At 60.1% G+C, this 26,425-nt stretch carries 24 protein-coding genes; 4 read left to right on the top strand and 20 right to left on the bottom strand.

Annotated elements, in window-relative coordinates; translation table 11 throughout:
• Positions 1-8: 8 nt before the first annotated feature.
• From MST27_RS22820 to rpmH, 20 genes are all read right to left on the bottom strand, one after another.
• Positions 9-2,156, bottom strand: coding sequence for a methyl-accepting chemotaxis protein (locus MST27_RS22820; protein ID WP_243607785.1), 2,148 nt, complete (start codon positions 2,154-2,156; stop codon positions 9-11).
• A gap of 106 nt (positions 2,157-2,262) precedes the next feature.
• On the bottom strand, positions 2,263-3,627 hold the full coding sequence (gene glmU, locus MST27_RS20535; RefSeq protein WP_243607784.1) for a bifunctional UDP-N-acetylglucosamine diphosphorylase/glucosamine-1-phosphate N-acetyltransferase GlmU: 1,365 nt from the start codon (positions 3,625-3,627) through the stop codon (positions 2,263-2,265).
• A gap of 107 nt (positions 3,628-3,734) precedes the next feature.
• Positions 3,735-4,163: a F0F1 ATP synthase subunit epsilon gene (locus tag MST27_RS20530; protein WP_243607783.1), complete on the bottom strand. Its 429-nt coding sequence runs from the start codon at positions 4,161-4,163 to the stop codon at positions 3,735-3,737.
• A gap of 80 nt (positions 4,164-4,243) precedes the next feature.
• The gene (atpD, locus tag MST27_RS20525) at positions 4,244-5,620 is read right to left on the bottom strand and encodes a F0F1 ATP synthase subunit beta (RefSeq protein ID WP_243607782.1); all 1,377 of its coding nucleotides are present in this window, start codon (positions 5,618-5,620) and stop codon (positions 4,244-4,246) included.
• A gap of 30 nt (positions 5,621-5,650) precedes the next feature.
• On the bottom strand, positions 5,651-6,514 hold the full coding sequence (atpG, locus tag MST27_RS20520) for a F0F1 ATP synthase subunit gamma (protein ID WP_243607781.1): 864 nt from the start codon (positions 6,512-6,514) through the stop codon (positions 5,651-5,653).
• 50 nt (positions 6,515-6,564) lie between these two features.
• Positions 6,565-8,109: a F0F1 ATP synthase subunit alpha gene (gene atpA, locus MST27_RS20515; protein WP_243607780.1), complete on the bottom strand. Its 1,545-nt coding sequence runs from the start codon at positions 8,107-8,109 to the stop codon at positions 6,565-6,567.
• Positions 8,110-8,124: 15 nt separating this feature from the next.
• Complete coding sequence (locus MST27_RS20510) at positions 8,125-8,661, bottom strand: F0F1 ATP synthase subunit delta (RefSeq protein WP_243607779.1); 537 nt, start codon at positions 8,659-8,661, stop codon at positions 8,125-8,127.
• A gap of 12 nt (positions 8,662-8,673) precedes the next feature.
• Positions 8,674-9,144, bottom strand: coding sequence for a F0F1 ATP synthase subunit B (locus MST27_RS20505; protein WP_243607778.1), 471 nt, complete (start codon positions 9,142-9,144; stop codon positions 8,674-8,676).
• 93 nt (positions 9,145-9,237) lie between these two features.
• Entirely contained in the window at positions 9,238-9,465 is a 228-nt protein-coding gene (gene atpE, locus MST27_RS20500; protein WP_019340921.1) for a F0F1 ATP synthase subunit C, read from the bottom strand.
• Positions 9,466-9,535: 70 nt separating this feature from the next.
• Positions 9,536-10,408: a F0F1 ATP synthase subunit A gene (gene atpB, locus MST27_RS20495; RefSeq protein WP_243607777.1), complete on the bottom strand. Its 873-nt coding sequence runs from the start codon at positions 10,406-10,408 to the stop codon at positions 9,536-9,538.
• 14 nt (positions 10,409-10,422) lie between these two features.
• Complete coding sequence (locus MST27_RS20490; RefSeq protein ID WP_243607776.1) at positions 10,423-10,845, bottom strand: F0F1 ATP synthase subunit I; 423 nt, start codon at positions 10,843-10,845, stop codon at positions 10,423-10,425.
• A gap of 110 nt (positions 10,846-10,955) precedes the next feature.
• A complete protein-coding gene (locus MST27_RS20485; protein WP_243607775.1) occupies positions 10,956-11,828 on the bottom strand; it encodes a ParB/RepB/Spo0J family partition protein in 873 nt (290 codons plus the stop codon).
• 10 nt (positions 11,829-11,838) lie between these two features.
• Complete coding sequence (locus MST27_RS20480) at positions 11,839-12,627, bottom strand: ParA family protein (RefSeq protein WP_243607774.1); 789 nt, start codon at positions 12,625-12,627, stop codon at positions 11,839-11,841.
• A gap of 18 nt (positions 12,628-12,645) precedes the next feature.
• Complete coding sequence (gene rsmG / locus MST27_RS20475; RefSeq protein WP_243607773.1) at positions 12,646-13,290, bottom strand: 16S rRNA (guanine(527)-N(7))-methyltransferase RsmG; 645 nt, start codon at positions 13,288-13,290, stop codon at positions 12,646-12,648.
• On the bottom strand, positions 13,290-15,182 hold the full coding sequence (gene mnmG, locus MST27_RS20470) for a tRNA uridine-5-carboxymethylaminomethyl(34) synthesis enzyme MnmG (protein ID WP_243607772.1): 1,893 nt from the start codon (positions 15,180-15,182) through the stop codon (positions 13,290-13,292). Before mnmG ends, rsmG begins: the two co-directional genes overlap by 1 nt.
• A gap of 447 nt (positions 15,183-15,629) precedes the next feature.
• Positions 15,630-16,994 (bottom strand): tRNA uridine-5-carboxymethylaminomethyl(34) synthesis GTPase MnmE, encoded by a 1,365-nt coding sequence (mnmE, locus tag MST27_RS20465; protein ID WP_243607771.1) that lies wholly within the window; start codon positions 16,992-16,994, stop codon positions 15,630-15,632.
• Positions 16,995-17,061: 67 nt separating this feature from the next.
• Positions 17,062-18,738 carry a membrane protein insertase YidC gene (gene yidC, locus MST27_RS20460; protein WP_243607770.1) on the bottom strand — a complete coding sequence of 559 codons (1,677 nt, stop codon included), beginning with the start codon at positions 18,736-18,738 and terminating at the stop codon, positions 17,062-17,064.
• Positions 18,739-18,740: 2 nt separating this feature from the next.
• Positions 18,741-18,986 (bottom strand): membrane protein insertion efficiency factor YidD, encoded by a 246-nt coding sequence (gene yidD / locus MST27_RS20455; RefSeq protein ID WP_243607769.1) that lies wholly within the window; start codon positions 18,984-18,986, stop codon positions 18,741-18,743.
• Positions 18,987-18,988: 2 nt separating this feature from the next.
• Positions 18,989-19,372 (bottom strand): ribonuclease P protein component, encoded by a 384-nt coding sequence (gene rnpA / locus MST27_RS20450; protein ID WP_243607768.1) that lies wholly within the window; start codon positions 19,370-19,372, stop codon positions 18,989-18,991.
• A 17-nt stretch (positions 19,373-19,389) separates the two neighbouring features.
• Entirely contained in the window at positions 19,390-19,524 is a 135-nt protein-coding gene (gene rpmH / locus MST27_RS20445; protein WP_019340723.1) for a 50S ribosomal protein L34, read from the bottom strand.
• A 502-nt stretch (positions 19,525-20,026) separates the two neighbouring features.
• Here rpmH and dnaA point away from each other — a divergent pair.
• The 4 genes from dnaA to gyrB are packed head-to-tail and all read left to right on the top strand — an operon-like array spanning position 20,027 to position 26,161.
• Entirely contained in the window at positions 20,027-21,487 is a 1,461-nt protein-coding gene (gene dnaA / locus MST27_RS20440; protein WP_243607767.1) for a chromosomal replication initiator protein DnaA, read from the top strand.
• Positions 21,488-21,524: 37 nt separating this feature from the next.
• Complete coding sequence (gene dnaN / locus MST27_RS20435; RefSeq protein ID WP_243607766.1) at positions 21,525-22,628, top strand: DNA polymerase III subunit beta; 1,104 nt, start codon at positions 21,525-21,527, stop codon at positions 22,626-22,628.
• Between the two features lie 9 nt (positions 22,629-22,637).
• The gene (gene recF, locus MST27_RS20430) at positions 22,638-23,750 is read left to right on the top strand and encodes a DNA replication/repair protein RecF (RefSeq protein WP_243607765.1); all 1,113 of its coding nucleotides are present in this window, start codon (positions 22,638-22,640) and stop codon (positions 23,748-23,750) included.
• Positions 23,747-26,161: a DNA topoisomerase (ATP-hydrolyzing) subunit B gene (gene gyrB, locus MST27_RS20425; protein WP_243607764.1), complete on the top strand. Its 2,415-nt coding sequence runs from the start codon at positions 23,747-23,749 to the stop codon at positions 26,159-26,161. Before recF ends, gyrB begins: the two co-directional genes overlap by 4 nt.
• Positions 26,162-26,425 lie beyond the last annotated feature (264 nt).

Here is a 26,425-nt window from a genome sequence, read left to right as displayed (position 1 = left end):
AGTCGGTGTTACACCCGAAAATAGCTCATCAGGCTCTGCTGATGATTAGCCAACTGGTTGAGCGCCTGGCTGACCCGTGCCGACTCGTCGGCCTGACCGGACAGCGACTCGGTCACGTCGCGGATGCCCGCGACATTTCGGTTGATCTCTTCGGCCACGGCGCTCTGCTGCTCGGCCGCACTGGCGATCTGCAGGTTCATGTCCGAGATCACAGCGACCGCATCACCGATTCGACGCAGCGCAGCGACCGCTTCTCCGACCTGCCCCACGCTGCCCTGGGCCTGGCTGTGGCTGTCCTGCATCGCCGACACCACCTCGCGGGTGCCGTTTTGCAGGCGCTCGATGACCTGGCGAATTTCCTCGATGGATTCCTGGGTCCGCTTGGCCAGGTTTCGAACTTCATCGGCAACCACCGCGAATCCGCGGCCGGCCTCCCCGGCACGCGCCGCTTCGATGGCCGCGTTGAGCGCCAGCAGATTGGTTTGCTCGGCGATCGCGCGGATGACCTCGAGCACTGATCCAATCTGCTCGCTGCTGGCGGCGAGGCCCTGGACCTGGGTCATGGCGTGAGTGAGTTCGCCGGCCAGGCTGTCGATGCTCTGCGTCGTGGCGTCGATCACGCTGAGTCCATCGTGGGTCGCCTGGTCGGCACCTCGCGCCGCTTCGGCGGCCTGGGCCGCATTGCGCGCCACGTCCTGCGCCGTGGCGCTCATTTCCTGCGAAGCCGTGGCCACCTGGTCGACCTCGCGGAACTGCTGCTGCATCCCGGCGCTGGTCTGGCTGGCAATCACAGCGGACTGATCCGCACTGCTGCGTGCATCCTGCACCGAGCGCTTGACGTCGGCGATGGTCGGCTGGAGCTTGTCGAGAAAGCGGTTGAACCAGCCCGCCAGCGCACCCAGTTCATCTTCACGGGCATAACTGAGCCGTCGGGTCAGATCGCCCTCACCGCTGGCAATGTCCTTGAGCATGGCCGCCACACCCTCGATCGGGCGTGTCACGCCGCGCGCGGTCATCCACATCAGCCCCAGGCCCAACAACACCGCAGCCAGGCCGATGACCAGCGCGGATACGCTGTCGTCCCGGCTCTGCTCTTGCAGCTGCTGTTCCAGCCGCAATGCCGGGCCGAGGAGCACCTGCCGCGGCACTTCCAGCAGCACCGCCCAGGCAGGCAGACCCGGGATTGGCGCGACCGGCTGCAGCACGCGCAACATGTCACCGTTCTCCAACAAGGCGTTCTGCCCTGCCGCCACGGCCGCGCCGATGGCCTGGGCATCGTCGGAAAACGCCTTGTCCATGGGCTGGCCGAGCTGTTGAGGGTCACGGCTGTGTCCGGCCAGCAGCTTGGCCGGGCTTATGACGCTCAGATGGCCCTGCCCCTGATAAAGCTGCTGGTGCGCCTGCTGGCTGAATTGCTGTAGCGAAGCGAGGCTGATGTCGACGCCGACCACCCCGATGACCTTACCCTCCTCGATCATCGGCAACGCAACACTGGTCATCAACAGCTTTTGGCCTTCGACCTCGTCGAAATAGGGGTCGAGCAGACAGACTTTGGCGGTATCGCGCGGGCAGCTGTACCAGGCGTTGTAGGGCGCACCGCTAAGGCCCGGGGTGGTATCGGCGAGCGTCTGCTCGTCCATGGTTTCGTAGCTGAGCTCACCGGGCTTGCGCTGAGACCAGTACAGAGAGAACCGCCCGGTGTCGTTGCCGCCCATTTCCCCGTTGCCAATGAACATGCCGTCCTTGTCATCCAGTGCATCGGTTTCAAAAATCACATACAGACCGATCAACTCGGGATTGGCCTGCAGAGCCTTCTTGATCTGGTAATGGAGATCTTCACGGACCTCGAAGGCATTGGCCATGCGCTCGATGGATTGCTCGCGCAGGGACAGCACCTGACGAACGAAACCCTGCCCGTACTGGTAGGCCGCGTTGAACTGGCGCTCGATACGCAAGGCCTGCGCCTGGCCACGGGCCTGCAGATTGTTGCGCGCCGACTCCTCCAACATGCTCCCGCTGGCCGCACTGACCAGCGCCACGGCCTGACGCGACTGGTAGAGCGAGGCACTGACCAGCAGACCGACGATAAGCAGCAGGCAAAGGCCCGCCAGCAGCGTGATTTTCCACTGAATGGAGAGGCGGTTGAGGGAGGGCATGGACGTATCCTTTATGGTTATGCCCCATTGCATCGGCCAGACGTACGATCTCTTGAGCCGATTCCCTCATCCAAAGGCCAGGTTTCGTATCAGCGCCCCGAACAGGCTACTTGCGTATTTTTTGCGGACGCGTCCAGCCTTGAATCAGCGCCTGACGCGCTCGCCCGAGGGCAAGCGTGCCAGGCGGTACGTCTGCCGTGATGACCGATCCGGCGCCAGTGGTCGCGCCGTCACCCAGCGTCACCGGTGCGACCAACGAGCTGTTGGACCCAATGAAGACGTCCTCGCCCATGACCGTGCGGGACTTGTTGGCGCCGTCGTAATTGCAGGTAATGGTGCCCGCGCCGATGTTGCTCCGCGCACCGATCTCGGCGTCTCCCAGATAGGCCAGGTGTCCGGCCTTGGCGCCCTCGCCCAGGCGCGCATTCTTGACCTCGACGAAGTTGCCAACATGCGCATGCGCGGCAAGCACCGCCCCAGGTCGCAGGCGGGCAAAGGGCCCACAATCAGCCCCCGCACCGAGTTCGGCGCCTTCGAGATGGCTGTTGGCCTTCACGTGCGCGCCGCGGCGCAGCACACTGTCGCGGATCACGCAGTTCGGGCCGATCTGGACGCCGTCCTCGATAACCACCTCACCCTCGAGAATGACGTTGACGTCAATCGTCACATCGCGGCCGACCGTCACCCTGCCGCGCAGGTCGAAGCGCGCCGGATCGCGCAAGGTCACGCCCTGCGCCATCAACCGACGGGCCGCACGCTGCTGGTAGTGACGCTCGAGCTCGGCGAGCTGGATGCGGTCGTTGGCCCCCTGGACCTCCATGGCATCGAGCGGCTGCTCCGTGGCCACGGCCAGGCCGTCGGCCACGGCCATGGCGATCACGTCGGTCAGGTAGTACTCGCCCTGGGCATTGCTGTTGGACAGACGCCCCAGCCAGTCCCCCAGACGCTCGCCCGGCACCGCGAGAATGCCGGTATTACCCTCCCGGATGAGCTTCTGCTGTGTGGAGGCGTCCTTGTGTTCAACGATGGCCTGAACCCGACCGTCTTCACCCCGCACGATACGGCCGTAGCCGGTCGGATCAGCCAACTCGACCGTCAGCAGGGCCAACTGCTCGGGACCAACCTGCTGCAGCAAACGTTCGAGTGTATGGGTTTCGATCAACGGCACATCACCGTAAAGGATCAGCACCCGCTCGGCCGACAGGGCTGGCAGGGCCTGAGCCACGGCATGCCCGGTGCCCAGCTGCTCGGTTTGCATCACGAAACTCACATCCTCCGCCGACAGGCGCTCCCTGACCTGCTCGGCGCCATGCCCGATCACCACATGGATGGCGGTCGGCGACAGCGCGCGTGCGGTGTCGATGACATGACCGAGCATGGATTGACCAGCCACTGGATGCAGCACCTTGGGCATGGCCGAACGCATGCGAGTGCCCTGGCCGGCGGCGAGAATGACGATATCGAGAGACATGGAAGATCCTGAGCAATCGTGACCCGGGGGTCGAACCTGTTGGCTGGAAAAGAAAAAGGGTAGCCAAGGCTACCCTTTTACTCACGCGCGATGAAGCGAACGAACGATCAGCCGCGGCCGTACTTCTTGCGCAGCTGCTCGATGGTACGCAGCTGAGCCGCTGCCTCGGCGAGACGCGCAGACGCCGAACCGTAGTCGAAATCGGCGCCCTTCTCGTGCAGCGCCTTCTCGGCCGCCTTGACCGCCTCCTGCGCGGCCGCCTCGTCGATGTCCTTGGCCCGCGTAGCGGTATCGGCCAGGACCTTCACCATGTTCGGCTGAACCTCGATGAAGCCGCCGGAAATATAGAAGATGTCTTCCTCACCGCCCTGCTTGATCACACGCACCGGACCGGGCTTGAGATCAGTCAACAAGGGGGCATGGCCCGGCAGGATGCCCAGATCACCCAGGTGACCGTGAGCGACGACCATCTCCACCAGCCCCGAGAACAGCTCTTCTTCCGCGCTGACGATGTCACAGTGGACTGTCATAGCCATACTTATGCCTCGGTAATCAGCCTGCCCTTCGACATGGGCCGAAGGACGGGCTTATTGGCGCCCGCGAACGGGCGCGCCAGTTACAGTTTCTTGGCTTTCTCGATGGCTTCGTCGATGCCGCCAACCATGTAGAACGCCTGCTCCGGCAGGTGATCGTAGTCGCCAGCGAGAATGCCGGCGAAGCCACGGATGGTTTCCTTCAGCGGCACATACTTGCCCGGCGAGCCGGTGAAGACTTCGGCCACGAAGAACGGCTGGGACAGGAAGCGCTGGATCTTACGTGCACGGGATACCAGTTGCTTGTCCGACTCGGACAGTTCGTCCATGCCGAGAATCGCGATGATGTCCTTCAGCTCCTTGTAGCGCTGCAGCACGTACTGAACACCACGGGCGGTGTCGTAGTGCTCCTGACCGATCACGTTCGCATCCAGCTGGCGCGATGTGGAATCGAGCGGATCGACCGCCGGGTAGATACCCAGGGAAGCGATGTCACGCGACAGAACCACGGTGGCGTCCAGGTGGGCGAAGGTGGTCGCCGGGGACGGGTCGGTCAGGTCGTCCGCAGGAACGTATACGGCCTGAACGGAGGTGATCGAACCGCTCTTGGTCGAAGTGATGCGCTCCTGCAGAACGCCCATTTCCTCGGCCAGGGTCGGCTGATAACCCACCGCGGACGGCATACGCCCCAGCAGTGCCGATACTTCGGTACCGGCCAGGGTGTAACGGTAGATGTTGTCGACGAACAGCAGAACGTCCTTACCTTCATCGCGGAACTTCTCGGCCATGGTCAGGCCGGTCAGTGCAACGCGCAGGCGGTTTCCTGGCGGCTCGTTCATCTGGCCGTAGACCAGGGCGACCTTGTCCAGGACGTTGGAGTCCTTCATCTCGTGATAGAAGTCGTTACCTTCACGAGTACGCTCACCCACACCGGCGAACACGGAGTAACCACTGTGCTCCATCGCGATGTTACGGATCAGCTCCATCATGTTTACGGTCTTGCCGACACCAGCACCACCGAACAGACCGACCTTACCGCCTTTGGCGAACGGGCAGACCAGGTCGATAACCTTGATGCCGGTTTCCAGCAGCTCGTTGCCACCAGCCTGCTCGGCATAGCTCGGCGCCGCGCGGTGGATGCCCCAGCGCTCTTCTTCACCGATCGGGCCGGCTTCGTCGATGGGGTTACCCAGGACGTCCATAATGCGGCCCAGAGTGGCAGTGCCCACCGGTACCGAAATGGCCGCGCCAGTGTTGCTGACATCCAGGCCACGCTTGAGGCCTTCGGTCGAACCCATGGCAATGGTACGGACGATGCCGTCGCCCAGCTGCTGCTGGACTTCCAGGGTGGTTTCGGCGCCAGTGACCTTCAGCGCGTCATAGATGTTCGGTACCAGATCGCGCGGAAATTCCACGTCGATAACGGCGCCGATGATTTGAACGATACGTCCGCTACTCATGTTTGGTTCCTCTGAATATTTGAACCGTTCTTAAACCGCGGCAGCGCCGCCGACGATTTCCGAAATTTCCTGCGTGATCGCAGCCTGACGGGCCTTGTTGTAGACCAGTTGCAGGTCGCTGATCAGCTCACCGGCATTGTCGGTCGCGTTCTTCATGGCGATCATCCGGGCGGCCTGTTCGGCAGCACCGTTCTCGACCACGGCCTGGTAGACCTGGGACTCGACGTAGCGTACCAGCAGCGCATCGAGCAGCAGCCGTGCGTCAGGTTCGTACAAGTAGTCCCACTGTCCTTTTGGCGCGGCCTGATCGTCACTGGCCGCCAACGGTAGCAGCTGCGCTACGGTCGGCTTCTGCGTCATGGTGTTGATGAACTTGTTCGACACCAGATAGAGACGGTCCAGACGGCCTTGATCGAAAGCATCCAGCATGACTTTGACGCTGCCAATCAGATCGTTGATCGACGGCTCTTCGCCAAGCCCGTTCACGGCGGCGACGACGTTGCCACCAAAGCTGCGGAAGAAGCTCGCACCCTTGTTACCGATCACGCACAGGTCGGCCTCGACATTACTGTCGTGCCACTCCTTCATGTTCTTGATGAGCGCCTTGAACAGGTTGGTGTTCAAGCCACCGCACAGGCCACGATCGGACGACACGACGATGTAACCGACACGCTTGACCGGTCGCTCGACCATGAACGGATGGCGGTATTCCGGGTTGGTATTGGCCAGGTGGCCAATTACCTGCTGGATCCGCTCCGCATAAGGACGGCTGGCAGCCATGCGCATCTGTGCCTTGCGCATCTTGCTGACCGCCACCTTTTCCATGGCGCTGGTGATCTTCTGCGTGCTTTTGATGCTCGCAATCTTGCTGCGAATCTCTTTTGCGCCTGCCATTTGACACCTATCGCGTTAGCAGGCGGGAGCCTCGCGGCTCCCGCTGCGGCTTACCAGGACTGGGTGGCCTTGAACGACTCGATGCCGGCCTTGATGCCCGCGTCGATCTCGTCGTTGAAGTCGCCCTTCACGTTGATCTTGTCCAGCAGAGCGGAATGCTCGTGGCGGAAGTAGGCGATCAACGCCTGTTCGAAGGCACCCACCTTGGCGACCTCGATGTCCTGCAGGTAGCCACGCTCGGCGGCATACAGCGACACCGCCATCTCGGCGATCGACATCGGCGCATATTGCTTCTGCTTCATCAGCTCGGTGACGCGCTGACCATGCTCGAGCTGCTTACGGGTCGCTTCGTCCAGGTCAGACGCGAACTGCGCGAACGCCGCCAGTTCACGGTACTGAGCCAGGGCGGTACGGATGCCACCGGAGAGCTTCTTGATGATCTTGGTCTGCGCGGCGCCACCAACACGGGATACCGAGATACCGGCGTTGACCGCCGGACGGATGCCTGCGTTGAACATGGACGACTCGAGGAAGATCTGACCGTCGGTGATGGAAATCACGTTGGTCGGAACGAACGCGGAGACGTCGCCGGCCTGGGTCTCGATGATCGGCAGAGCGGTCAGCGAGCCGGTCTTGCCGGTCACAGCGCCATTGGTGAATTTCTCGACATACTCTTCGGAAACGCGCGATGCACGCTCCAGCAGGCGGCTGTGGAGATAGAACACGTCACCCGGGTAGGCTTCACGTCCCGGCGGACGGCGCAGCAGCAACGAAATCTGGCGATAGGCCACGGCTTGCTTGGACAGATCGTCATAAACGATCAGCGCGTCCTCACCACGGTCACGGAAGTACTCGCCCATGGTGCAGCCGGCATAGGGTGCCAGGAACTGCAGCGCAGCCGATTCGGAAGCCGAAGCAGCGACGATGATGGTGTTCTCCAGGGCACCGTGCTGTTCCAGCTTGCGCACCACGTTGGCGATGGTCGATTGCTTCTGGCCGATCGCGACGTAAACGCACTTGATGCCGCTGTTGCGCTGGTTGATGATCGCGTCGATCGCCAGCGCGGTCTTGCCGATCTGGCGGTCGCCGATGATCAGCTCGCGCTGACCACGACCGACCGGGATCATGGCGTCGACCGACTTGTAGCCCGTCTGTACCGGCTGGTCGACCGACTTACGCCAGATCACGCCCGGCGCGACCTTCTCGACCGCGTCGGTGGCCTGAGCGTTAACCGGGCCCTTGCCGTCCACCGGGTTGCCCAGCGCGTCGACGACGCGGCCCAGCAGCTCCGGACCGACCGGTACTTCCAGTACCCGGCCAGTGCATTTGGCACTCATGCCTTCGGTCAGACTCTGGTAGTTGCCGAGCACGACGGCACCGACGGAGTCCTGCTCCAGGTTCAGGGCCATGCCGTAGACGCCGCCAGGGAACTCGATCATCTCCCCGTACATCACGTCGGCCAGGCCGTAAATGCGCACGATACCGTCGGATACGCTGACGACGGTGCCTTCGTTGCGCGCTTGAGCGGCTACATCGGTACTGCCGATGCGCTGCTTTATGATTTCACTTATTTCGGAAGGATTCAGTTGCTGCATGCCACGACCCTCAAATCAGGATTTCAACGATTCGGCCAACTGGCTCAGTTTGCCGCGGACCGAACCATCGACAACCACATCGCCAGCGCGGATGACAACGCCGCCGATCAGTGCAGGGTTCACGACCTGCTGGGGGTTGACGGTACGATCTAGCCGCTTCGACAAGGCGGCAGCCAAGGTTTGGAGTTGCGCAGGGGTGAGCTCGAAAGCGGTCTGCACTTCAACGTCGATTGTCTTTTCGGCTTCTGCCTTGAGTTCCTCGAAGAGCTCCCGAATCGTCGGCAGCACGTCCAGGCGATCATTGTCACCGAGCGTGGAGACGAAATTGCGGAAGGCTTCATCGACATCGCTGCCAAGCAGCTGAACCAGTGTCTTGACCTTGCTTTCGCTGGTCAGCCGCGGGTTCTTCAGCAAGTCGGCAACCTGGGGAACTTCAACGGCAACCGCAGCCAGGCTCAACATGCCCGACCAGGCGTCGATCCGACCGGCTGAACCGGCGAACTCGAAAGCGGCCTTTGCATAGGGCCGAGCAAGCGTCTGGGTATTGATCATCGCTTGCCTCGCTTAGAGTTGGGAGGCCAGTTTTTCGACCAGATCGTTGTGTGCCTTGGCGTCCACCTGGGACTCCAGGATTTTCTCCGCACCCAACACGGCTAATGCCGCTACCTGGTTGCGCAGTTGCTCCTTGGCACGATTCACTTCCTGCTCGATTTCGGCGCGGGCACCGGCGACCAGTCGCTCACCTTCGATGCGCGCCTGCTCTTTGGCTTCCTCGACGATCGCATTGGCCTGCTTGTTGGCCTGCTCGATGATCTGGGCAGCCTGTCCCTTGGTCTCACGGAGGGTGTTGGTCACCTTCTCCTGAGCCAGTTTCAGGTCTTGCTGCGCACGGCCTGCAGCGTCCAGACCTTCGGCGATTTTCTTCTGGCGTTCCTGCATGGCCTTGGTAATGGGCGGCCATACGTACTTCATGCAGAACCAGACGAAAATAGCGAAGGCGAACGTTTGACCGAACAGCGTCAAGTTAATGTTCACAGCGATATACCTCGTGCTATTTCGTTCGACGCGGTTGTCAATTCCTCGGCAACGGGGCTCGCCGGGCGAACCCCATCAGGAACCGGAAAAGTCTTAGGCAGCGACAACGAAGATGAGGTACATCGCGATACCAACACCGATCATCGGTACGGCATCGAGCAGACCTGCCATCAGGAAGGTCTTGGTTTGCAGCTGAGGAGCCAGCTCGGGTTGACGAGCGGTGGATTCCAGCAGCTTGCCGCCCAGCAGGGCGAAGCCGATACCAGTGCCCAGGGCACCCAGACCGATCATGATGGAGGCGGCGATGTAGACGAGTTCCATGTAAAGCTCCTGAAGCTAAGGGTTAAGGTTTTCTTGGGTAACGCGAAACTGAGTCGAACCGGTTCAGCTGTTACGGTGTGAGTTCGGCATGGCCATGATCTTCATGCGCCGAACTCAGGTACACCACGGTCAGAACCATGAAAATGAACGCCTGCAGCGGGATCACCAGGATATGGAAGATCGCCCAGGGCACATTCAGGGTCCACTGCACGTAGAACGGCAGCAGCGCGATGAGAATGAAGACCACCTCACCGGCATACATGTTGCCGAACAGTCGCAGAGCCAGGCTCAGCGGCTTGGTCAGCAGACCGAGGATTTCGAGGAACAGGTTGAACGGGATGAGCGACCAGTGATTGAACGGCGTAAACGCCAGTTCCTTGGTGAAGCCGCCAACACCCTTGACCTTGAAGCTGTAGAACAGGATGAGCAGGAACACGCCGAGCGACAGCCCGAATGTACCGTTCGGGTCGGCGGTCGGCACGATCTTGAAGTAAGGCACGCCCAGGGCATGCGCGAGACCAGGAATATAGTCCACCGGGATCCACTTCAGGCTGTTCATCAGGAACACCCAGACGAAGATGGTCAGCGCGAGCGGGGCGATGAGCGGGTTGCGGCCGTGGAAGGTGTCCTTGACCACGCCCTCGACGAACTCCACGCACATTTCCACGAGATTCTGCAGGCGGCCCGGCGTACCAGCGGTCGCGGCCTTGGCGGCCATGCGGAACAGCACGACGAAGATCAGGCCCATGAACAACGACCAACCCAGGGTATCCAGGTGAACAGCCATGAACCCCATGTCGCGGGCTTCGGCACCACTCTGGGCGATGGTCCAGGTGGCCTGGTCAACGACTGAGCCATCGGCGCGCACGTAGCCTTCAGGCAGCTTTCCGTAAGTCAGATTCTGCAGGTGATGCTGGATATATTCCGCCGGGGTACTCGCCATAAATGCCTCAGTGCTCAATGCTTCGGATTATTTTTCATCAGCAGGAGGGCGCTCGCTCCGGCGCCTAGAACCAGCAGATAGCCAACGAACAATGCCGCCGGCTGTAGCGGTTTCACTCCTACAAACACCAGCGCAAACAACGCTGCTGCCAGAATTTGTTTACCCATCTCACCCGCCCAGAAGGACTGGACGATTGCTCTGGCCGAACGTGCGCCGAAGTAGCGAAACGCCTTGAACGCAAAATAGACGTTGGCCAGAAAAGCTATAAGTCCGCCAAGCAGCGCGGAATAGCCCGCGACCATACCAAAAACAGCAGTACAGATAACAGTTGCGATCAAAACAACCAATGCCTGCGCTATCAGGACCCGGGCGACGGGCTGCCGATGGAGAGGTGTCTTGTTGCGAATATTCACCGTTAACCCATCGTTGATCGTCATCGTCAGGAGCCAATGACCGCAGTCAAAAAAGCGCCGCGAGTATAGGAGCAGCCCTGCTCGCGTTCAACCTTCAGGTAGTTATTTCCGACTGCCACTACATTTTTTTTGTATCAACGAATGTGTGCGAGTACGCCTTGCAATTCGTCGAGCGAGTTGTAGCGGATGACGAGCTGCCCTTTGCCCTTCTGACCGTGCTTGATTTGGACCGGGGAGCCTAGCCGCTCGGCCAGTTTCTGCTCCAGCCGAACGATATCGGGATCGTCGCGCGTCTCGGTTTTCGCCGGTGTCTTGTCGTTCAGCCACTGGCGTACCAGCGCCTCGGTTTGTCGCACTGTGAGGCCTCGTGCGACAACGTGCCGCGCACCTTCAACCTGTTGTTCAGCCGGCAGTCCGAGCAACGCGCGGGCGTGTCCCATTTCCAGGTCGCCATGGGACAGCAGCGTCTTGATCTCGTCCGGCAGGCTGATCAGACGAAGAAGATTACTGATGGTGACGCGTGATTTACCGACGGCATCAGCGACCTGCTGCTGGGTCAGCTGGAATTCCTGTTGCAAGCGCTGCAGAGCGACAGCTTCCTCGATTGGATTGAGATCCTCTCGCTGGATGTTCTCGATCAGCGCCATGGCAATGGCCGCCTCGTCGGTCACTTCGCGTACGATCGCGGGAATGCGGTCAAGCCCCGCCAGCTGGCTGGCGCGCCAGCGCCGTTCGCCGGCGATGATTTCGTAACGGCCGCCGCCGATCGAACGGACGACGATAGGCTGCATCACGCCCTGGGTTCGAATCGAATGAGCCAGCTCTTCCAGCGTCACGGGGTCGATGTCGCGACGTGGCTGGTATTTGCCTCGCTGGATGAGGTCGACAGGAAGCTGATGCAGCTCGCGCTCGTCAACAACTGCTGTGTCCGAAGCCGTCGCTGCGATGTTGGCGCCGCCGAGCAGGGCGTCCAATCCCCGTCCCAGGCCTCTTTTCTTGGTCGCCATGAAATGTTCCTTATGCGGTTACGCTACGGGCAGCCCGACGTTGCCTGCGGGACAGCTCGCCCGCTAATGCGAGATAGGCCAGGGCGCCCTTGGATTGCTTGTCATAGACCAACGCCGGCATGCCATGGCTGGGGGCCTCGGCCAGGCGTACGTTTCGGGGAATGACGGTGTCGTAGAGCTTGTCGCCAAAGTGCGCCTTGAGCTGTTCGGTGACGTCGTTGGTCAGGCTGCTGCGCGGGTCGTACATCGTGCGCAGCAGCCCCTCGATCTTCAGGGAAGGGTTCAGGGCCTGGGCGATGCGCTGGATCGAGTTGACCAGGTCGGTCAAGCCCTCGAGGGCGTAGTACTCGCACTGCATCGGGATAATCACGCCGTCCGATGCGGTCAGTGCGTTGATGGTCAACATCGAAAGCGAGGGCGGGCAGTCGATGAGGATGTAGTCATAGTTCTCCCGAACGGGAGCCAGGGCATCACGCAAGCGATGCTCCTTGGTCGGCAACTTCAGCAGTGCGACCTCGGCCGCCGTCAGGTCACGATTGGCAGGCAGCAACTGGTAGCCGCCATGTTCGGAAAACTGCATGGCATCCACAAGGCTGCATTCGCCGATCAGCACATCGTAGATGGAGTAATCCAGGCCAAGCTTGTCCACGCCGCTGCCAGTGGTGGCGTTGCCCTGAGGATCAAGATCGATCAGCAGTACCCGTCGGCGCGTGGCGACCAGCGACGCCGCAAGATTGATGCACGTGGTCGTCTTGGCTACACCGCCCTTCTGGTTGGCGATGGCGAATACTTTAGCCATGGTCAGCGTCTGTCCGGATCATGAGGTGCGGCGCAGTATCAGCAGATGGCGTTGCCCTTGGCAACCGGGAACCTTGAGAACCAGGCAGCGCACCAGTTCGAAATCGGCGGGCAGCGCTTGCAGCTCATCGTCGGGCTGAATGCCTTTCATGGCCAGCCAGCGCGTATCGATGCTGCCCAGGTGACGAGTCCAGTCTGCAAAATCCGCGAGCGAACTGAACGCACGCGAGGTAATACCGGAAAAGGGTACCTGAGGCCTGAAGGCTTCGACGCGGCTGTGGACAACCTCGACATTGGCAAGTTTCAGCTCAAGCTTCACCTGGGTGAGAAAACGGGTCTTCTTACCGTTCGAGTCGAGCAACGTGAACTGCCGGTCAGGAAACAGGATGGCCAGCGGGATGCCAGGCATACCGCCGCCGCTGCCGACATCCAACCAGCGCGACCCACAAGGCTCGACCTGCGCGACGATACTCAGGCTGTCGAGCAGGTGTCGCGACACCATTTCAGCCGGGTCGCGCACAGCCGTCAGGTTGTAAGCCTTGTTCCACTTGGCCAGCAAGGCCATGTAGGCGAGCAATGCATGTTGCTGATCCTCAGCAAGCTCCAGGCCAAGCTCGCGGGCGCCTTGCTTCAGCTCGTCCGCGTACGTCGAGACGGTTGACATCAGGCGCTTTGCTCCAGCTTCTGCCCGGCACTGCGCTTTTTCAGATGGATCATCAGCAAGGAGACTGCAGCAGGCGTGACACCCGGGATACGCGAGGCCTGGCCGAGCGTTTCCGGGCGGGCAAGCGCGAGCTTGTGCTGGATCTCCTTGGACAACCCGGCAATACCGGCATAATCCAGGTCGACCGGTAGGGCCACGCTCTCGCTGGCGCGCAGGCGGACGATCTCTTCCTGCTGCCGATCGATGTAGCCGGCGTACTTGGTCTTGATTTCGACCTGCTCGGCAACCTGCACATCCGCAACGCCTTCGCCCGTCACTTCAATCAGGCTGCGATAGTCGATTTCGGGTCGGGCGAGCAGATTGAGCAGGTTGTATTCGTGTGCCAGCGGAGTGCCGAAGCGAGCGGCGACCGCGTCGCCCTCGGCTGTACCTGGGCGCACCCAGGTGGTTCTGAGTCGCTGCTCCTCACGCAGGATGCTCTCCCGCTTGCGTTCGAACGCCTCCCAGCGCCGGTCATCGACCAGCCCCAGGTCCCGCCCCTTTTCGGTCAGGCGCAGGTCGGCATTGTCCTCACGCAGGATCAGCCGATATTCGGCGCGAGAGGTGAACATACGGTAGGGCTCTTGGGTACCGAGGGTGATCAGGTCATCGACCAGCACGCCCAGGTAGGCTTCGTCACGCCGAGGGCACCAGCTCTCACGTCCCTGGGCACGCAAGGCGGCGTTGGCGCCGGCGAGAAGCCCCTGGGCGCCGGCCTCCTCGTAACCGGTGGTGCCATTGATCTGGCCGGCAAAGAACAGGCCGCCGATGACCTTGGTTTCCAGGCTGTATTTGAGATCGCGAGGGTCGAAGTAGTCGTATTCGATGGCGTAGCCGGGGCGAATGATATGCGCCTGTTCCATGCCCCGAATGCTGCGCACGATCTGCAGCTGGACGTCGAACGGCAACGAGGTGGAAATGCCGTTGGGATACAGCTCGTGGGTGGTCAGACCTTCAGGCTCGAGAAAGACCTGGTGGCTATCCTTGTCGGCGAACCGGTGAATCTTGTCCTCGATCGAGGGGCAATAGCGCGGACCGACACCTTCGATGACCCCCGAGTACATCGGCGAGCGGTCAAGGTTGCTGGCGATGATCTCGTGCGTTCGAGCGTTGGTGTGGGTAATCCAGCAGCTGACCTGACGTGGATGCTCATGGGGCTGGCCCAGAAACGACATGGTCGGGATCGGGGTATCGCCCGGTTGCTCGGTCATCACCGTGAAATCGACGCTGCGACCGTCAATGCGCGGTGGCGTACCTGTTTTCAACCGGCCGACGCGTAGTGGCAATTCCCGCAAGCGACGGGCAAGAGCGATGGACGGCGGATCGCCGGCACGGCCACCGGAATAGTTTTCAAGCCCGATGTGGATAAGTCCACCCAGAAAGGTGCCCGTTGTCAAAACCACCGATTCAGCCAGGAAACGCAATCCCATCTGGGTCACGACGCCTTTGACCTGATCGGCTTCGACGATCAGGTCATCCACTGCCTGCTGAAATATCCACAGATTCGGTTGGTTCTCGAGGGTTTCGCGAACAGCTGCTTTGTATAGAACCCGATCGGCTTGCGCTCGAGTCGCACGTACGGCAGGTCCCTTGCGGCTGTTGAGAACGCGGAATTGGATGCCACTCAGGTCGGTGGCGTGGGCCATCGTTCCACCAAGCGCGTCGATTTCCTTGACCAGATGGCTCTTGCCAATCCCGCCAATCGCCGGATTGCAGCTCATCTGTCCCAAGGTTTCCACGTTATGAGTAAGCAGCAGCGTCTTCACGCCGATCCGTGCGGCTGCCAATGCAGCCTCGGTACCGGCATGGCCACCGCCGATCACGATGACGTCAAAACGGGAAGGGAAATCCACCACGCACCTCGTGCCTGTTCAGATGGGTTCAGGGAAGCGCGCCAGTATAGGGACTCGACGCGCTCGAAAGAAGAGCTTTGCACAAAAAATGACCAGGTCATCGAGGCGCAGGCAAAAGATAAAAAAGATAGAGAAAAGAGTTAAAGCTTGTTTATGTTGTTAATGAATAGGACGGCATTTTCTGTGGATAACCATCTGGAAGGCGCATCAGTCGGGCTTCTGCTCGAACGGTAACCCTGTGATGAAAGGGCAATCAACCCGTGCACTGGCCGTTCATTGCCTGTTGATAAAAGAGTTAGTTATCAACAGCACGTGTTATCCAGAGCACTACTGCCCAGTTATCGACCGAGTCCAGGCCAGCTTATCCACAGAGCTCACCGGCGTGAATGGAAGGTACACAAGGGGTGAGCAAGTCATGCCGCAGCGGACCCGAACGGCAAGACGTCGCTATTTACCGATGCAGAAGCTGGAAAAGATACGGCCAAGCAAATCGTCAGAACTGAACGCCCCGGTGATCTCACCCAATGCCTGCTGCGCTTGACGCAGGTCCTCGGCAAGCAGCTCACCAGCGCCTGCTTGCGTGAGTTGTGCGTAGCCGTGTGCAAGGCTGTCGGAGGCCTGGCGTAACGCATCCAGGTGACGTCGCCGGGCGCTGAAGCCGCTTTCGGCAGTCTGATCGAAGCCCATGCACGCCTTGAGGTGCTCACGAAGCAGCTCGATCCCTTCGCCTGAGCGTGCCGATAGGCTCAGCGTCACCAGGCCTTGAGCCGAGGCCGCCAGGGTCGCCGCTTCGCCAGTCAGGTCAGCTTTGTTACGGATCAGCGTGGTTCTGGCTGGGTCAGGCTGACGTTGCAGCAGCGTCGGCCAAAGCTGCTCGTCGGTCGGCTCAGTCGCGCTGGCATCGACGACGAGCAGGATGCGGTCCGCCTCTTCGATTGCACGAATTGCCCGCTCGACACCGATTCGCTCGACCTGATCGGTGGTGTCGCGCAAACCGGCAGTGTCGACCACGTGCAGGGGCATGCCATCGATGTGAATGTGTTCACGAAGAACGTCGCGCGTGGTTCCGGCAATGTCCGTCACGATGGCAGCTTCCCTGCCGGCCAGTGCATTTAGCAAGCTGGACTTGCCCGCGTTGGGCCGCCCGGCAATGACGACATTCATCCCCTCGCGAAGCAAGGCGCCTTGTCCGGCTTCCCTGAGCACAGCCGACAGTTCGTCGCGCACGCCCTCGAGCAGCGCCAGCACATGCCCGTCGGCCAGAAAATCGATTTCTTCTTCTGGGAAGTCGATTGCCGCTTCGACGTAGATGCGCAGCTGAATCAGTTTCTCGGTCAGCTGGTCTACCCGCCGCGAGAACTCGCCCTGCAACGAGCGCACAGCATTGCGTGCGGCTTGTGTGGAGCTCGCTTCGATCAGGTCGGCGATGGCTTCGGCCTGCGCGAGGTCCAGCTTGTCGTTGAGGAAAGCACGCTCGCTGAACTCCCCCGGCCTGGCTAACCGCGCGCCCAGCTCGACGCAGCGCTGCAGGAGCATGTCCAGCACCACGGGCCCGCCATGGCCCTGTAGTTCGAGCACGTCCTCACCGGTGAATGAATGCGGGCCCGGGAAGAACAGCAGGAGGCCTTCGTCGATGACCTCACCGTCGTCCGCATGGAAGGGCCCGAAGTGCGCGTGCCGCGGTGTCGGCTCCTTGCCGCTCAACGTGATGGCGATGGCTCGGGCCCGCACGCCGGATACACGGACCACGCCGATGCCTCCACGGCCAGGAGCGGTGGCGACTGCGGCGATCGTATCGGGTACTTGGGACATGGTTCCTCCCGCGGTGCTGGAAAAGCAAAACGCCCCAATCAAGGGGCGTTCTGTTAGAGGCGGCGGATCAGTTCGCTGGCGCGGTCTGTCCGGCAACCTTGCGCGTAATGTACCACTGCTGCGCAATGGACAAGACGTTGTTGACCACCCAGTACAGCACCAGGCCGGCCGGGAACCAGAGGAAGAAGAAGGTGAAGATGATCGGCAACAGCTTCATGACCTTCGCCTGCATCGGGTCGGGTGGCGTTGGGTTCAGCTGCTGCTGGATGAACATGGTCGCGCCCATGATGATCGGCAGGATGAAATACGGATCCTTGATCGACAGGTCGGTGATCCAGAACATCCAGGGTGCTTGACGCATTTCCACGCTTTCCAGCAGCACCCAGTAGAGCGCGAGGAAGACCGGCATCTGCACCAGGATCGGCAGACAGCCGCCAAGCGGATTGATCTTTTCCTTCTTGTACAGCTCCATCATCGCCTGGGACATCTTCTGGCGATCATCACCGTACTGCTCCTTGAGCGCCTGCATCTTCGGCGACACGGCGCGCATGCGTGCCATCGAACGATAGCTGGCGGCCGAGAGAGGGAAGAACGCCAGCTTGATCACGATCGTCAGCGCGATGATGGACCAGCCCCAATTGCCGAGCAGCGCATGGATATTCTGCAGCAACCAGAAGATGGGTTGGGCGATGAACCAGAGGATGCCGTAGTCGACCGTCAGCCGCAGACCAGGTGACAGCTCTTCAAGCTTGTCCTGGATCTTGGGACCGGCATAGAGCCTGGCCGAGGTTTCGCCTTGGGCGCCCGGTGCAACCGTCACCGCCGGTCCGGTGAAACCGATGATGTAATTTCCCTGGCTGTCCTTGCGGGTCTGGACCTGATTGGTCTGGTCCGGCTGCGGGATCCAGGCGGTGACGAAGTAGTGTTGCAGCCAGGCGATCCAGCCGCCTTCGACGCTTTTCTTCAGACTCTTGTCGTCCATGTCGCTCATGGACACCTTGGTGTAAGGCTCGTCCTTGGTCCACAGCGCGGCGCCCAGGTAGGTAGCGGTGCCGGTGGCCGTGCTGGAGGACGGGTCGCCGCTGCTGTCGCGCTTGAGCTGACCGAACATGTAGCCGGTCCAGGGCGCACTGCCCTGGTTGTCGACCAGATAACGAACGCCCAGGTCGTAGTTGCCGCGCTCGAAGGTGAAGCGCTTGGTATAACTGACGCCATCGGCACTGTAGGTGAGGTCGACGACAAGCTCGTCCTGGCCTTCGGCCAGCTGATAACTCTGCTGCTCGCTCGCATAGAGCGGGCGGCCGCTGGCCTTGTCCGGGCCGTCACCAATCAGCCCGCTCTGGGCCTCGTAGGTACGTTCTGCGCTGCGTTCGAAGAGCTGGAACGGCACATCGGGCCGATCCTGGCGACGCGGGTACTGGGGCAGACGCAAATCGACGATGTCGCCACCGCGTGGGTCGATCGCCAGATCCAGAACGTCGGTGCGCACGCGGATCAATTGCGAACCGGCCTGCGATGAGGCGATGCCATTGGCCTGTGGTGCGCCGTCTACCGCTGGCAGGTCACCGGCTTGCTGATCTGGCGTGCGGGTGGTCGGCGTATCTGGGAGAGAGGCGGCCTGGCTTTGTTCCTGGCTGGTTTCAGGTGGCAGTTCCGCCTGTCCATAGTCCTGGTTCCACTGCAGAACCAGCAGGTAGGCAACGATTGCCAAGGCAACGAGCAGGATCGAGCGTTTGATATCCATGGTTACTCGGTCATCGAGGATGAATTGGAGGTGTTGTTGGAAGGCACGGGATCATAGCCGCCCGGATTCCATGGATGGCAACGGCCGAGCCGACGCAGACTCAGCCAGCCACCGCGCAGCAGACCATGGGTCTCGATGGCCTCCTGTGCGTAGCAGGAGCAGGTGGGATAGAAACGACAATGGCTGGCCATCATGGGGCTGATGGCATACCGATAGATGCGTATGGGAACGAGAGCCAGGTTGCGCATGGCTAGACCTGGCTTCGGGGATCGCTGGGTGCTATGGACGGAGTACGCGACAGCCGCTTCCAGAGCTTGGAGAAATGCCTGGCCAGTTCAGCACTTTCCTGATCGGCCAGGCCCTTTCGAGCGATTACCACGATGTCCCATCCCGTCAGATCCAACTGGTGGAGACGAAAGGTTTCGCGCAATTGCCGCTTGATGCGGTTGCGCTCGACCGCGAGCTTGACGCTCTTCTTGCCAATCACCAGCCCGAGGCGGGGGTGTGGCAATCCATTTTCGCGTACCAGCAGCAGGACGTTCCTGCCCGGTAATTTGCCGGAGGGGGAGTCGAAGACCGCTTTGAACTGGCTTGGGGTCAGCAGTCGCTTATCCCGGCCGAAGTCCCGACTCACTACCTGTTCCGACGTGTTCAGACTGCCAGACGCTTACGACCCTTGGCGCGACGACGCGACAGGACGGCACGGCCGTTCTTGGTGGCCATGCGAGCGCGGAAACCATGGGTACGGGCGCGCTTGAGAGTGCTCGGTTGGAAAGTGCGTTTCATGATGCGTTACCTGGTGATCGGTTGCGAGCCGGAATGGCCCCCTTTTAAGAGACCGGCGATTGTAGAGAAGCTGTAGGGTCAGGTCAATTTCCAACCAGCAGGGTTCAAGCAAAAGAAATAGAAAAGAAGAAATTTAAAGCTCTTCTTTTTTAAAGCTTATGTATGGTGAGGTATGAATCTGTGGATAACCAACTGTACACCAGGCCATCCGGGCGCTTGAGACGTTGGGAACCTTGGGGAGCAACGGTAGGCAACCGGTTCAGATGCGGTGACTGACCTGTGTATTAAAGCCTAATTTATCCACAGGCCGCGTTGGTCCCATGTTTTGCACCGACTTATTCCGAGGGTTCAGCCCCACTTATCTACAGGGCTCCGTAGGCTTGCTCGCCAATAGCGTATCGTCGTTATTTCGAACGATTGCGGTCGTCGCTGTGGATAAGAGGCGGAGGGCGACGCTACAATGACGTCCGTTTTTCGAGCTCGACAGCGTCTAGGAGATTCCGTGTCGGTGGAACTTTGGCAGCAGTGCATTGACCTCCTCAGGGATGAACTGCCAGCCCAGCAATTCAACACATGGATACGACCACTTCAGGTGGAGGCCGAGGGGGATGAGCTCCGGGTCTACGCCCCGAACCGCTTTGTACTCGACTGGGTGAACGAAAAATACCTGTCACGTTTGATGGAGTTACTCGCCGAGCGCGCCACGGGTTTGGCACCGGTGCTTTCTCTGCTTATTGGCAGCAAGCGAACGGCGGCCGCCGCGTTGCCACCTGCTTCGGCTGCACGTGCCGCGGAGGCACCATCGAAACCCCTGTCCGCGATGACGTCGGAGATGCTTCAGGCTGGGTCCCCTGCTGAACCAGCTCCGCCAGCCGCAGCGGAATCGGTCGCCACGCCAGCGAGAACCGAGCGTAACGTTCAGGTGGAAGGCGGGCTTAAGCACACCAGCTACCTCAATCGAACCTTCACATTCGAAAACTTCGTGGAAGGCAAGTCCAACCAGTTGGCGCGCGCGGCGGCCTGGCAGGTCGCCGACAACCCCAAGCATGGCTATAACCCGCTGTTTCTTTATGGAGGCGTCGGTCTTGGCAAGACGCACCTGATGCATGCGGTGGGCAACCATCTGTTGAAGAAGAACCCGAACGCCAAGGTGGTTTACCTGCATTCCGAGCGATTCGTGGCTGACATGGTAAAAGCGCTCCAGCTCAATGCGATCAATGAGTTCAAGCGGTTTTATCGATCTGTCGACGCGTTGCTGATCGATGACATTCAGTTCTTCGCCAAGAAGGAGCGCTCGCAGGAGGAGTTCTTCCACACCTTCAATGCGTTGCTCGAGGGCGGCCAGCAAGTCATCCTGACCAGCGATCGGTATCCAAAGGAAATCGACGGCCTCGAAGAACGCCTCAAATCACGTTTCGGTTGGGGGTTGACCGTGGCGGTCGAGCCGCCTGAGTTGGAAACCCGCGTGGCGATTCTCATGAAGAAGGCCGACCAGGCCAATGTCGAGCTTCCACACGACGCAGCCTTTTTCATCGCGCAGCGCATCCGGTCGAATGTTCGCGAGCTTGAGGGCGCTTTGAAACGCGTCATCGCGCACGCGCATTTCATGGGACGCGACATCACCATCGAGCTGATCCGCGAGTCGCTCAAAGACCTGCTTGCGCTTCAAGACAAGCTGGTGAGTGTGGATAACATCCAGCGCACCGTGGCCGAGTACTACAAGATCAAGATCGCTGATCTCCTGTCGAAACGTCGGTCGCGCTCAGTGGCGCGTCCACGGCAGGTCGCGATGGCGCTATCGAAGGAGCTGACCAACCACAGCTTGCCCGAAATTGGTGACGCCTTTGGTGGTCGCGATCACACGACGGTGCTCCATGCTTGTCGTAAAATTGCTGAACTGCGCGAATTGGACGCCGATATTCGCGAAGATTACAAGAATTTGCTGCGTACTTTAACAACCTGAACAGATTGCCGACCTCCACCAGGTAAGGGACCAGACCATGCATTTCACTATTCAGCGCGAAGCCCTGTTGAAACCTCTGCAGCTGGTTGCGGGCGTCGTCGAACGCCGTCAAACCTTGCCTGTGCTGTCCAACGTCCTGCTGGTGGTGGAAAACCACCAGTTGTCGTTGACCGGTACCGACCTGGAGGTCGAACTGGTTGGCCGCGTGACGCTGGAAGACGCCTCTGAGCCAGGCGAGATCACCGTGCCGGCACGCAAACTGATGGACATCTGCAAGAGCCTTCAGCCGGACGCATTGATAGACATCCGTCTCGACGATAGCAAAGTCGTCATCAAGTCCGGGCGTAGCCGGTTTACGCTGTCCACCCTGCCGGCCAATGACTTCCCCGCCGTCGAGGAGGGTCCCGGTTCGCTGAGCTTCACCGTGAACCAGGGCAAGATGCGCCGCCTCATCGAGCGTAGCGGCTTTGCCATGGCGCAGCAGGACGTACGGTACTACCTCAACGGCATGCTCATCGAAGTCTCTAACGGCATGCTCAGGGCGGTCGCCACCGATGGTCACCGCCTGGCCATGTGTTCCATGCAGGCCGGCATCGAGCAGCCAGATCGTCATCAGGTGATCGTTCCGCGCAAAGGCATTCTTGAACTGGCGCGTTTGCTGACGGAACAGGACGGTGACGTCAGCATCGTACTGGGGCAGCACCATATTCGCGCCACTACGGGCGAGTTCACCTTTACCTCCAAGCTTGTGGACGGGAAATTCCCGGACTACGAACGGGTTTTGCCTCGTGGCGGCGACAAGCTGGTGGTGGGCGAACGCCAGACGCTGCGAGAAGCCTTCAGTCGTACTGCGATTCTGTCCAACGAAAAATATCGGGGTATCCGCCTGCAACTGGAAAGCGGCTTGCTCAAGATCCAGGCCAACAACCCGGAACAGGAAGAAGCTGAGGAAGAAGTGGCTGTTGATTACAATGGCGGCCCGTTGGAAATCGGTTTCAACGTCAGCTACCTGCTGGATGTGCTTGGAGTAATGACGGCCGACCAGGTGCGCCTGATCCTGTCCGACGCCAATAGCAGTGCGTTGGTGCAGGAGTTCGACAACGACGATTCGGCTTATGTCGTCATGCCGATGCGCCTGTAACCGTCTTGAATGTCGCTTAGCCGCATCTCCGTCACCGGCGTTCGCAATCTGCAGCCGGTGACGCTTACCCCCTCTCCTCGGATCAACATCCTTCAAGGCGACAACGGCAGCGGGAAGACCAGCTTCCTGGAAGCCATTCATCTGCTCGGGATGGCCCGTTCGTTTCGTAGTACGCGCCTCAATCCGGTCATTGCGCACGAGCAGGCCAATTGCACTGTTTTTGGTCAGGTCCAGCTAGTTGGCGATCAGACAACCGCGCTGGGTATCGCGCGGGATCGGTCCGGAGAGGTGCGGATTCGAATCAACGGGCAGAGCGTAAAGAGCGCGGCGGAACTCGCGGATTCATTGCCGCTACAACTAATCAATCCGGACAGTTTTCGCCTGCTTGAAGGCGCGCCAAAGTTGCGTCGGCAATTCATGGACTGGGGCGTGTTCCACGTGGAACCTCGTTTCCTCCCTGCCTGGCAGCGCCTGCAGCAAGCGCTCCGTCAACGGAACTCGCTGCTGCGGCATGGTACACTTGACGCCGCTTCCAACGCGGCGTGGAGCCGTGAGCTGACCCTGGCGAGCGACGAGATAGATGGCTTCCGAAGAGCGTATATTCAGGACCTCAAGCCTGTTTTCGAACGCACCTTGGGCGAGCTTCTGGATTTGAGCGATTTCCAACTGAGCTACTACCGCGGCTGGGATAAGGATCGTGATCTGACCGACGTGCTGGCTACGTCGCTCGAGCGGGACAGAGCCATGGGTCACACCCAAGCCGGACCACAGCGAGCCGACCTGCGCTTGCGTGTAGGGGGCCATAACGCGGCGGAAACCTTGTCCAGAGGGCAGCAGAAGCTGGTGGTATGCGCACTTCGCATTGCTCAGGGGCATCTGCTAAGCGAAGCAAAACGAGGCCAGTGCATTTATCTGGTGGATGATCTTCCGTCCGAATTGGATGAGCAGCATCGGCGATCTCTTTGCCGCATGCTGGAACAACTGAATTGCCAGGTATTCATCACCTGCGTCGATTCGAACCTATTGCAAGTAGGCTGGCGTGACGACACGCCCGTCTCAATGTTTCACGTGGAACACGGGGCTATCAGCCCTATCCACGGCCCCTCGGGAGTGAAGGCATGAGCGAGAACCACACGTACGATTCTTCCAGCATCAAGGTACTCAAGGGGCTTGATGCCGTTCGCAAGCGCCCCGGCATGTACATTGGGGACACCGATGATGGAACCGGCTTGCACCACATGGTCTTTGAGGTTGTCGATAATTCGATCGACGAAGCCTTGGCCGGTCACTGCAGCGATATCTGCATCACCATCCATGTGGACGAATCGATCAGCGTTCGTGACAACGGCCGCGGCATCCCTGTGGATATCCACGAGGAAGGGGTCTCGGCTGCCGAAGTCATCATGACCGTGCTCCACGCGGGGGGTAAGTTCGACGACAACTCCTACAAGGTCTCGGGTGGCCTGCATGGCGTGGGTGTCTCCGTGGTCAACGCACTGTCGGAGCAACTGGTGCTGACGGTTCGTCGTGATGGCAAGGTGTGGGAGCAGACCTATCAGCATGGTGTGCCTCAGGCTCCCCTTGCCGCCGTGGGTGAGACCCAGGAATCGGGGACCGAAATCCATTTCAAGCCGTCCGCTGAAACGTTCCAGAACATCCACTTCAGCTGGGACATCCTGGCGAAGCGCCTGCGTGAACTCTCTTTCCTGAACTCCGGCGTCGGCATCGTTTTGCGTGATGAGCGCAGTGCGAAAGAAGAGCTGTTCAAGTATGAGGGTGGTCTCAGCGCTTTTGTCAGCTACCTCAACACCAACAAGACTGCGGTCAATGAGGTGTTCCATTTCAGCGTCCAGCGTGACGACGGCGTCGGTGTCGAAGTGGCCCTGCAGTGGAACGACAGTTTCAACGAGAACATCCTCTGCTTCACCAACAACATTCCGCAGCGCGATGGGGGCACCCACCTGGCTGGTTTTCGCTCGGCGCTGACCCGCAACCTGAACAACTACATCGAGCAAGAAGGGCTGGCCAAGAAGCACAAGGTGTCCACTACCGGCGACGATGCGCGCGAAGGTTTGACGGCGATTATCTCGGTCAAGGTGCCGGACCCGAAGTTCAGTTCGCAGACCAAGGACAAGCTGGTGTCTTCCGAGGTCAAGACGGCGGTCGAGCAGGAAATGGGCAAGCACTTCGCTGACTTCCTGCTTGAGCACCCGAACGAAGCCAAGGCAGTCGTTGGCAAGATGATCGATGCAGCCCGTGCGCGCGAAGCCGCACGCAAGGCACGGGAAATGACCCGTCGCAAAGGTGCCCTGGACATCGCTGGGCTGCCCGGAAAACTGGCCGACTGCCAGGAAAAGGATCCTGCGCTGTCTGAACTCTACATTGTGGAGGGTGACTCCGCGGGCGGCTCCGCCAAGCAGGGCCGCAACCGCAGGACTCAGGCGATCCTGCCACTTAAAGGCAAGATTCTGAACGTCGAGAAGGCGCGCTTCGACAAGATGATTTCCTCGCAGGAAGTCGGCACCCTGATTACCGCGCTCGGCTGCGGTATCGGCCGCGAAGAGTACAACATCGACAAGCTGCGTTATCACAACATCATCATCATGACCGACGCTGACGTCGATGGGTCGCACATCCGCACGTTGCTCTTGACGTTTTTCTTCCGTCAGTTGCCCGAGCTGATCGAGCGTGGTTACGTCTATATCGCGCAGCCGCCGCTCTACAAGGTCAAGCGCGGCAAGCAGGAGCAATACATCAAGGATGACGAGGCGATGGACGAGTACTTGACTCAGTCTGCGCTTGAAGACGCCAGCCTTCATGTCAACGAGCATGCGCCCGGCCTGTCAGGCGAAGCGCTTGAGCGGCTGGTCAACGACTACCGCACGGTCATGAAAACGTTGCAGCGTTTGTCTCGCCTCTACCCGCAGGAACTTACCGAGCACTTCATTTACTTGCCTCGAGTCACCCTGGAACAACTTGCCGATCACGCAGCGATGCAGGCGTGGCTCGAGCCGTACGCCGCCCTACTCAAGGGCATCGAGCGCTCAGGTCTGACATACAAGGTCAGCTTGCGCGAAGACAAAGAGCGCAATCTCTGGCTGCCAGAAGTGGAGATCATCTCTCACGGTTTGGCGAACTATGTGACCTTTAATCGTGATTTCTTCGGAAGCAACGATTACAAGACGGTGACTACGTTGGGCGACAAGCTCAATAGCCTGCTAGAAGAAGGCGCGTATGTTCAGCGCGGCGAACGCAAGAAGCCGGTCAGCACCTTCAAACAGGCCTTGGACTGGCTGATGACCGAGGGTACGCGTCGGCATAGCGTCCAGCGCTACAAGGGGCTTGGCGAAATGAACCCGGATCAGCTTTGGGAAACAACCATGGATCCAGCCGTACGTCGAATGCTGCGTGTGTCCATCGAAGACGCGATCGCCGCCGATCAGATCTTCAATACGCTGATGGGAGACGCTGTCGAACCACGGCGAGATTTCATCGAGTCCAACGCACTGGCAGTGTCGAACCTCGACTTCTAATCGTCGTTGCCCTCGGCTTAGCGGAGCATTGATCTCACCCCGCTTATCCTCTGCATTGTGGCAGTCGATATGCGGGGTTTCTTTTGGACACGTGTTCCACGTGGAACCATTACTGATAGTCAAAGCGCATCAAGACGCTTTGCTTAATCAATTTTCGAGCTACGCACGGTCGACCTAAGATGGCTCATCGAATCAGATCGGCTCACTTGGGGAATCACCATGCTCGACAACAACCTGAAAGCGCAACTCAAAACCTACCTGGAA

Origin of the sequence: Stutzerimonas marianensis (genome assembly GCF_022810315.1) — a bacterium.
Lineage (GTDB): Bacteria > Pseudomonadota > Gammaproteobacteria > Pseudomonadales > Pseudomonadaceae > Stutzerimonas > Stutzerimonas marianensis.
This window is presented reverse-complemented; position numbering and strand designations above follow the sequence as displayed.

Excerpts from the sequence above, each read along its gene's own strand:
- MST27_RS22820 (WP_243607785.1), bottom strand. The coding sequence starts at position 2,156 with ATGCCCTCCCTCAACCGCCTCTCCATTCAGTGGAAAATCACGCTGCTG.
- glmU (WP_243607784.1), bottom strand. The coding sequence starts at position 3,627 with ATGTCTCTCGATATCGTCATTCTCGCCGCCGGCCAGGGCACTCGCATG.
- MST27_RS20530 (WP_243607783.1), bottom strand. The coding sequence starts at position 4,163 with ATGGCTATGACAGTCCACTGTGACATCGTCAGCGCGGAAGAAGAGCTG.
- atpD (WP_243607782.1), bottom strand. The coding sequence starts at position 5,620 with ATGAGTAGCGGACGTATCGTTCAAATCATCGGCGCCGTTATCGACGTG.
- atpG (WP_243607781.1), bottom strand. The coding sequence starts at position 6,514 with ATGGCAGGCGCAAAAGAGATTCGCAGCAAGATTGCGAGCATCAAAAGC.
- atpA (WP_243607780.1), bottom strand. The coding sequence starts at position 8,109 with ATGCAGCAACTGAATCCTTCCGAAATAAGTGAAATCATAAAGCAGCGC.
- MST27_RS20510 (WP_243607779.1), bottom strand. The coding sequence starts at position 8,661 with ATGATCAATACCCAGACGCTTGCTCGGCCCTATGCAAAGGCCGCTTTC.
- atpE (WP_019340921.1), bottom strand. The coding sequence starts at position 9,465 with ATGGAACTCGTCTACATCGCCGCCTCCATCATGATCGGTCTGGGTGCC.
- atpB (WP_243607777.1), bottom strand. The coding sequence starts at position 10,408 with ATGGCGAGTACCCCGGCGGAATATATCCAGCATCACCTGCAGAATCTG.
- MST27_RS20490 (WP_243607776.1), bottom strand. The coding sequence starts at position 10,845 with ATGACGATCAACGATGGGTTAACGGTGAATATTCGCAACAAGACACCT.
- MST27_RS20485 (WP_243607775.1), bottom strand. The coding sequence starts at position 11,828 with ATGGCGACCAAGAAAAGAGGCCTGGGACGGGGATTGGACGCCCTGCTC.
- MST27_RS20480 (WP_243607774.1), bottom strand. The coding sequence starts at position 12,627 with ATGGCTAAAGTATTCGCCATCGCCAACCAGAAGGGCGGTGTAGCCAAG.
- rsmG (WP_243607773.1), bottom strand. The coding sequence starts at position 13,290 with ATGTCAACCGTCTCGACGTACGCGGACGAGCTGAAGCAAGGCGCCCGC.
- mnmE (WP_243607771.1), bottom strand. The coding sequence starts at position 16,994 with ATGTCCCAAGTACCCGATACGATCGCCGCAGTCGCCACCGCTCCTGGC.
- yidC (WP_243607770.1), bottom strand. The coding sequence starts at position 18,738 with ATGGATATCAAACGCTCGATCCTGCTCGTTGCCTTGGCAATCGTTGCC.
- yidD (WP_243607769.1), bottom strand. The coding sequence starts at position 18,986 with ATGCGCAACCTGGCTCTCGTTCCCATACGCATCTATCGGTATGCCATC.
- rpmH (WP_019340723.1), bottom strand. The coding sequence starts at position 19,524 with ATGAAACGCACTTTCCAACCGAGCACTCTCAAGCGCGCCCGTACCCAT.
- dnaN (WP_243607766.1), top strand. The coding sequence starts at position 21,525 with ATGCATTTCACTATTCAGCGCGAAGCCCTGTTGAAACCTCTGCAGCTG.
- recF (WP_243607765.1), top strand. The coding sequence starts at position 22,638 with ATGTCGCTTAGCCGCATCTCCGTCACCGGCGTTCGCAATCTGCAGCCG.
- gyrB (WP_243607764.1), top strand. The coding sequence starts at position 23,747 with ATGAGCGAGAACCACACGTACGATTCTTCCAGCATCAAGGTACTCAAG.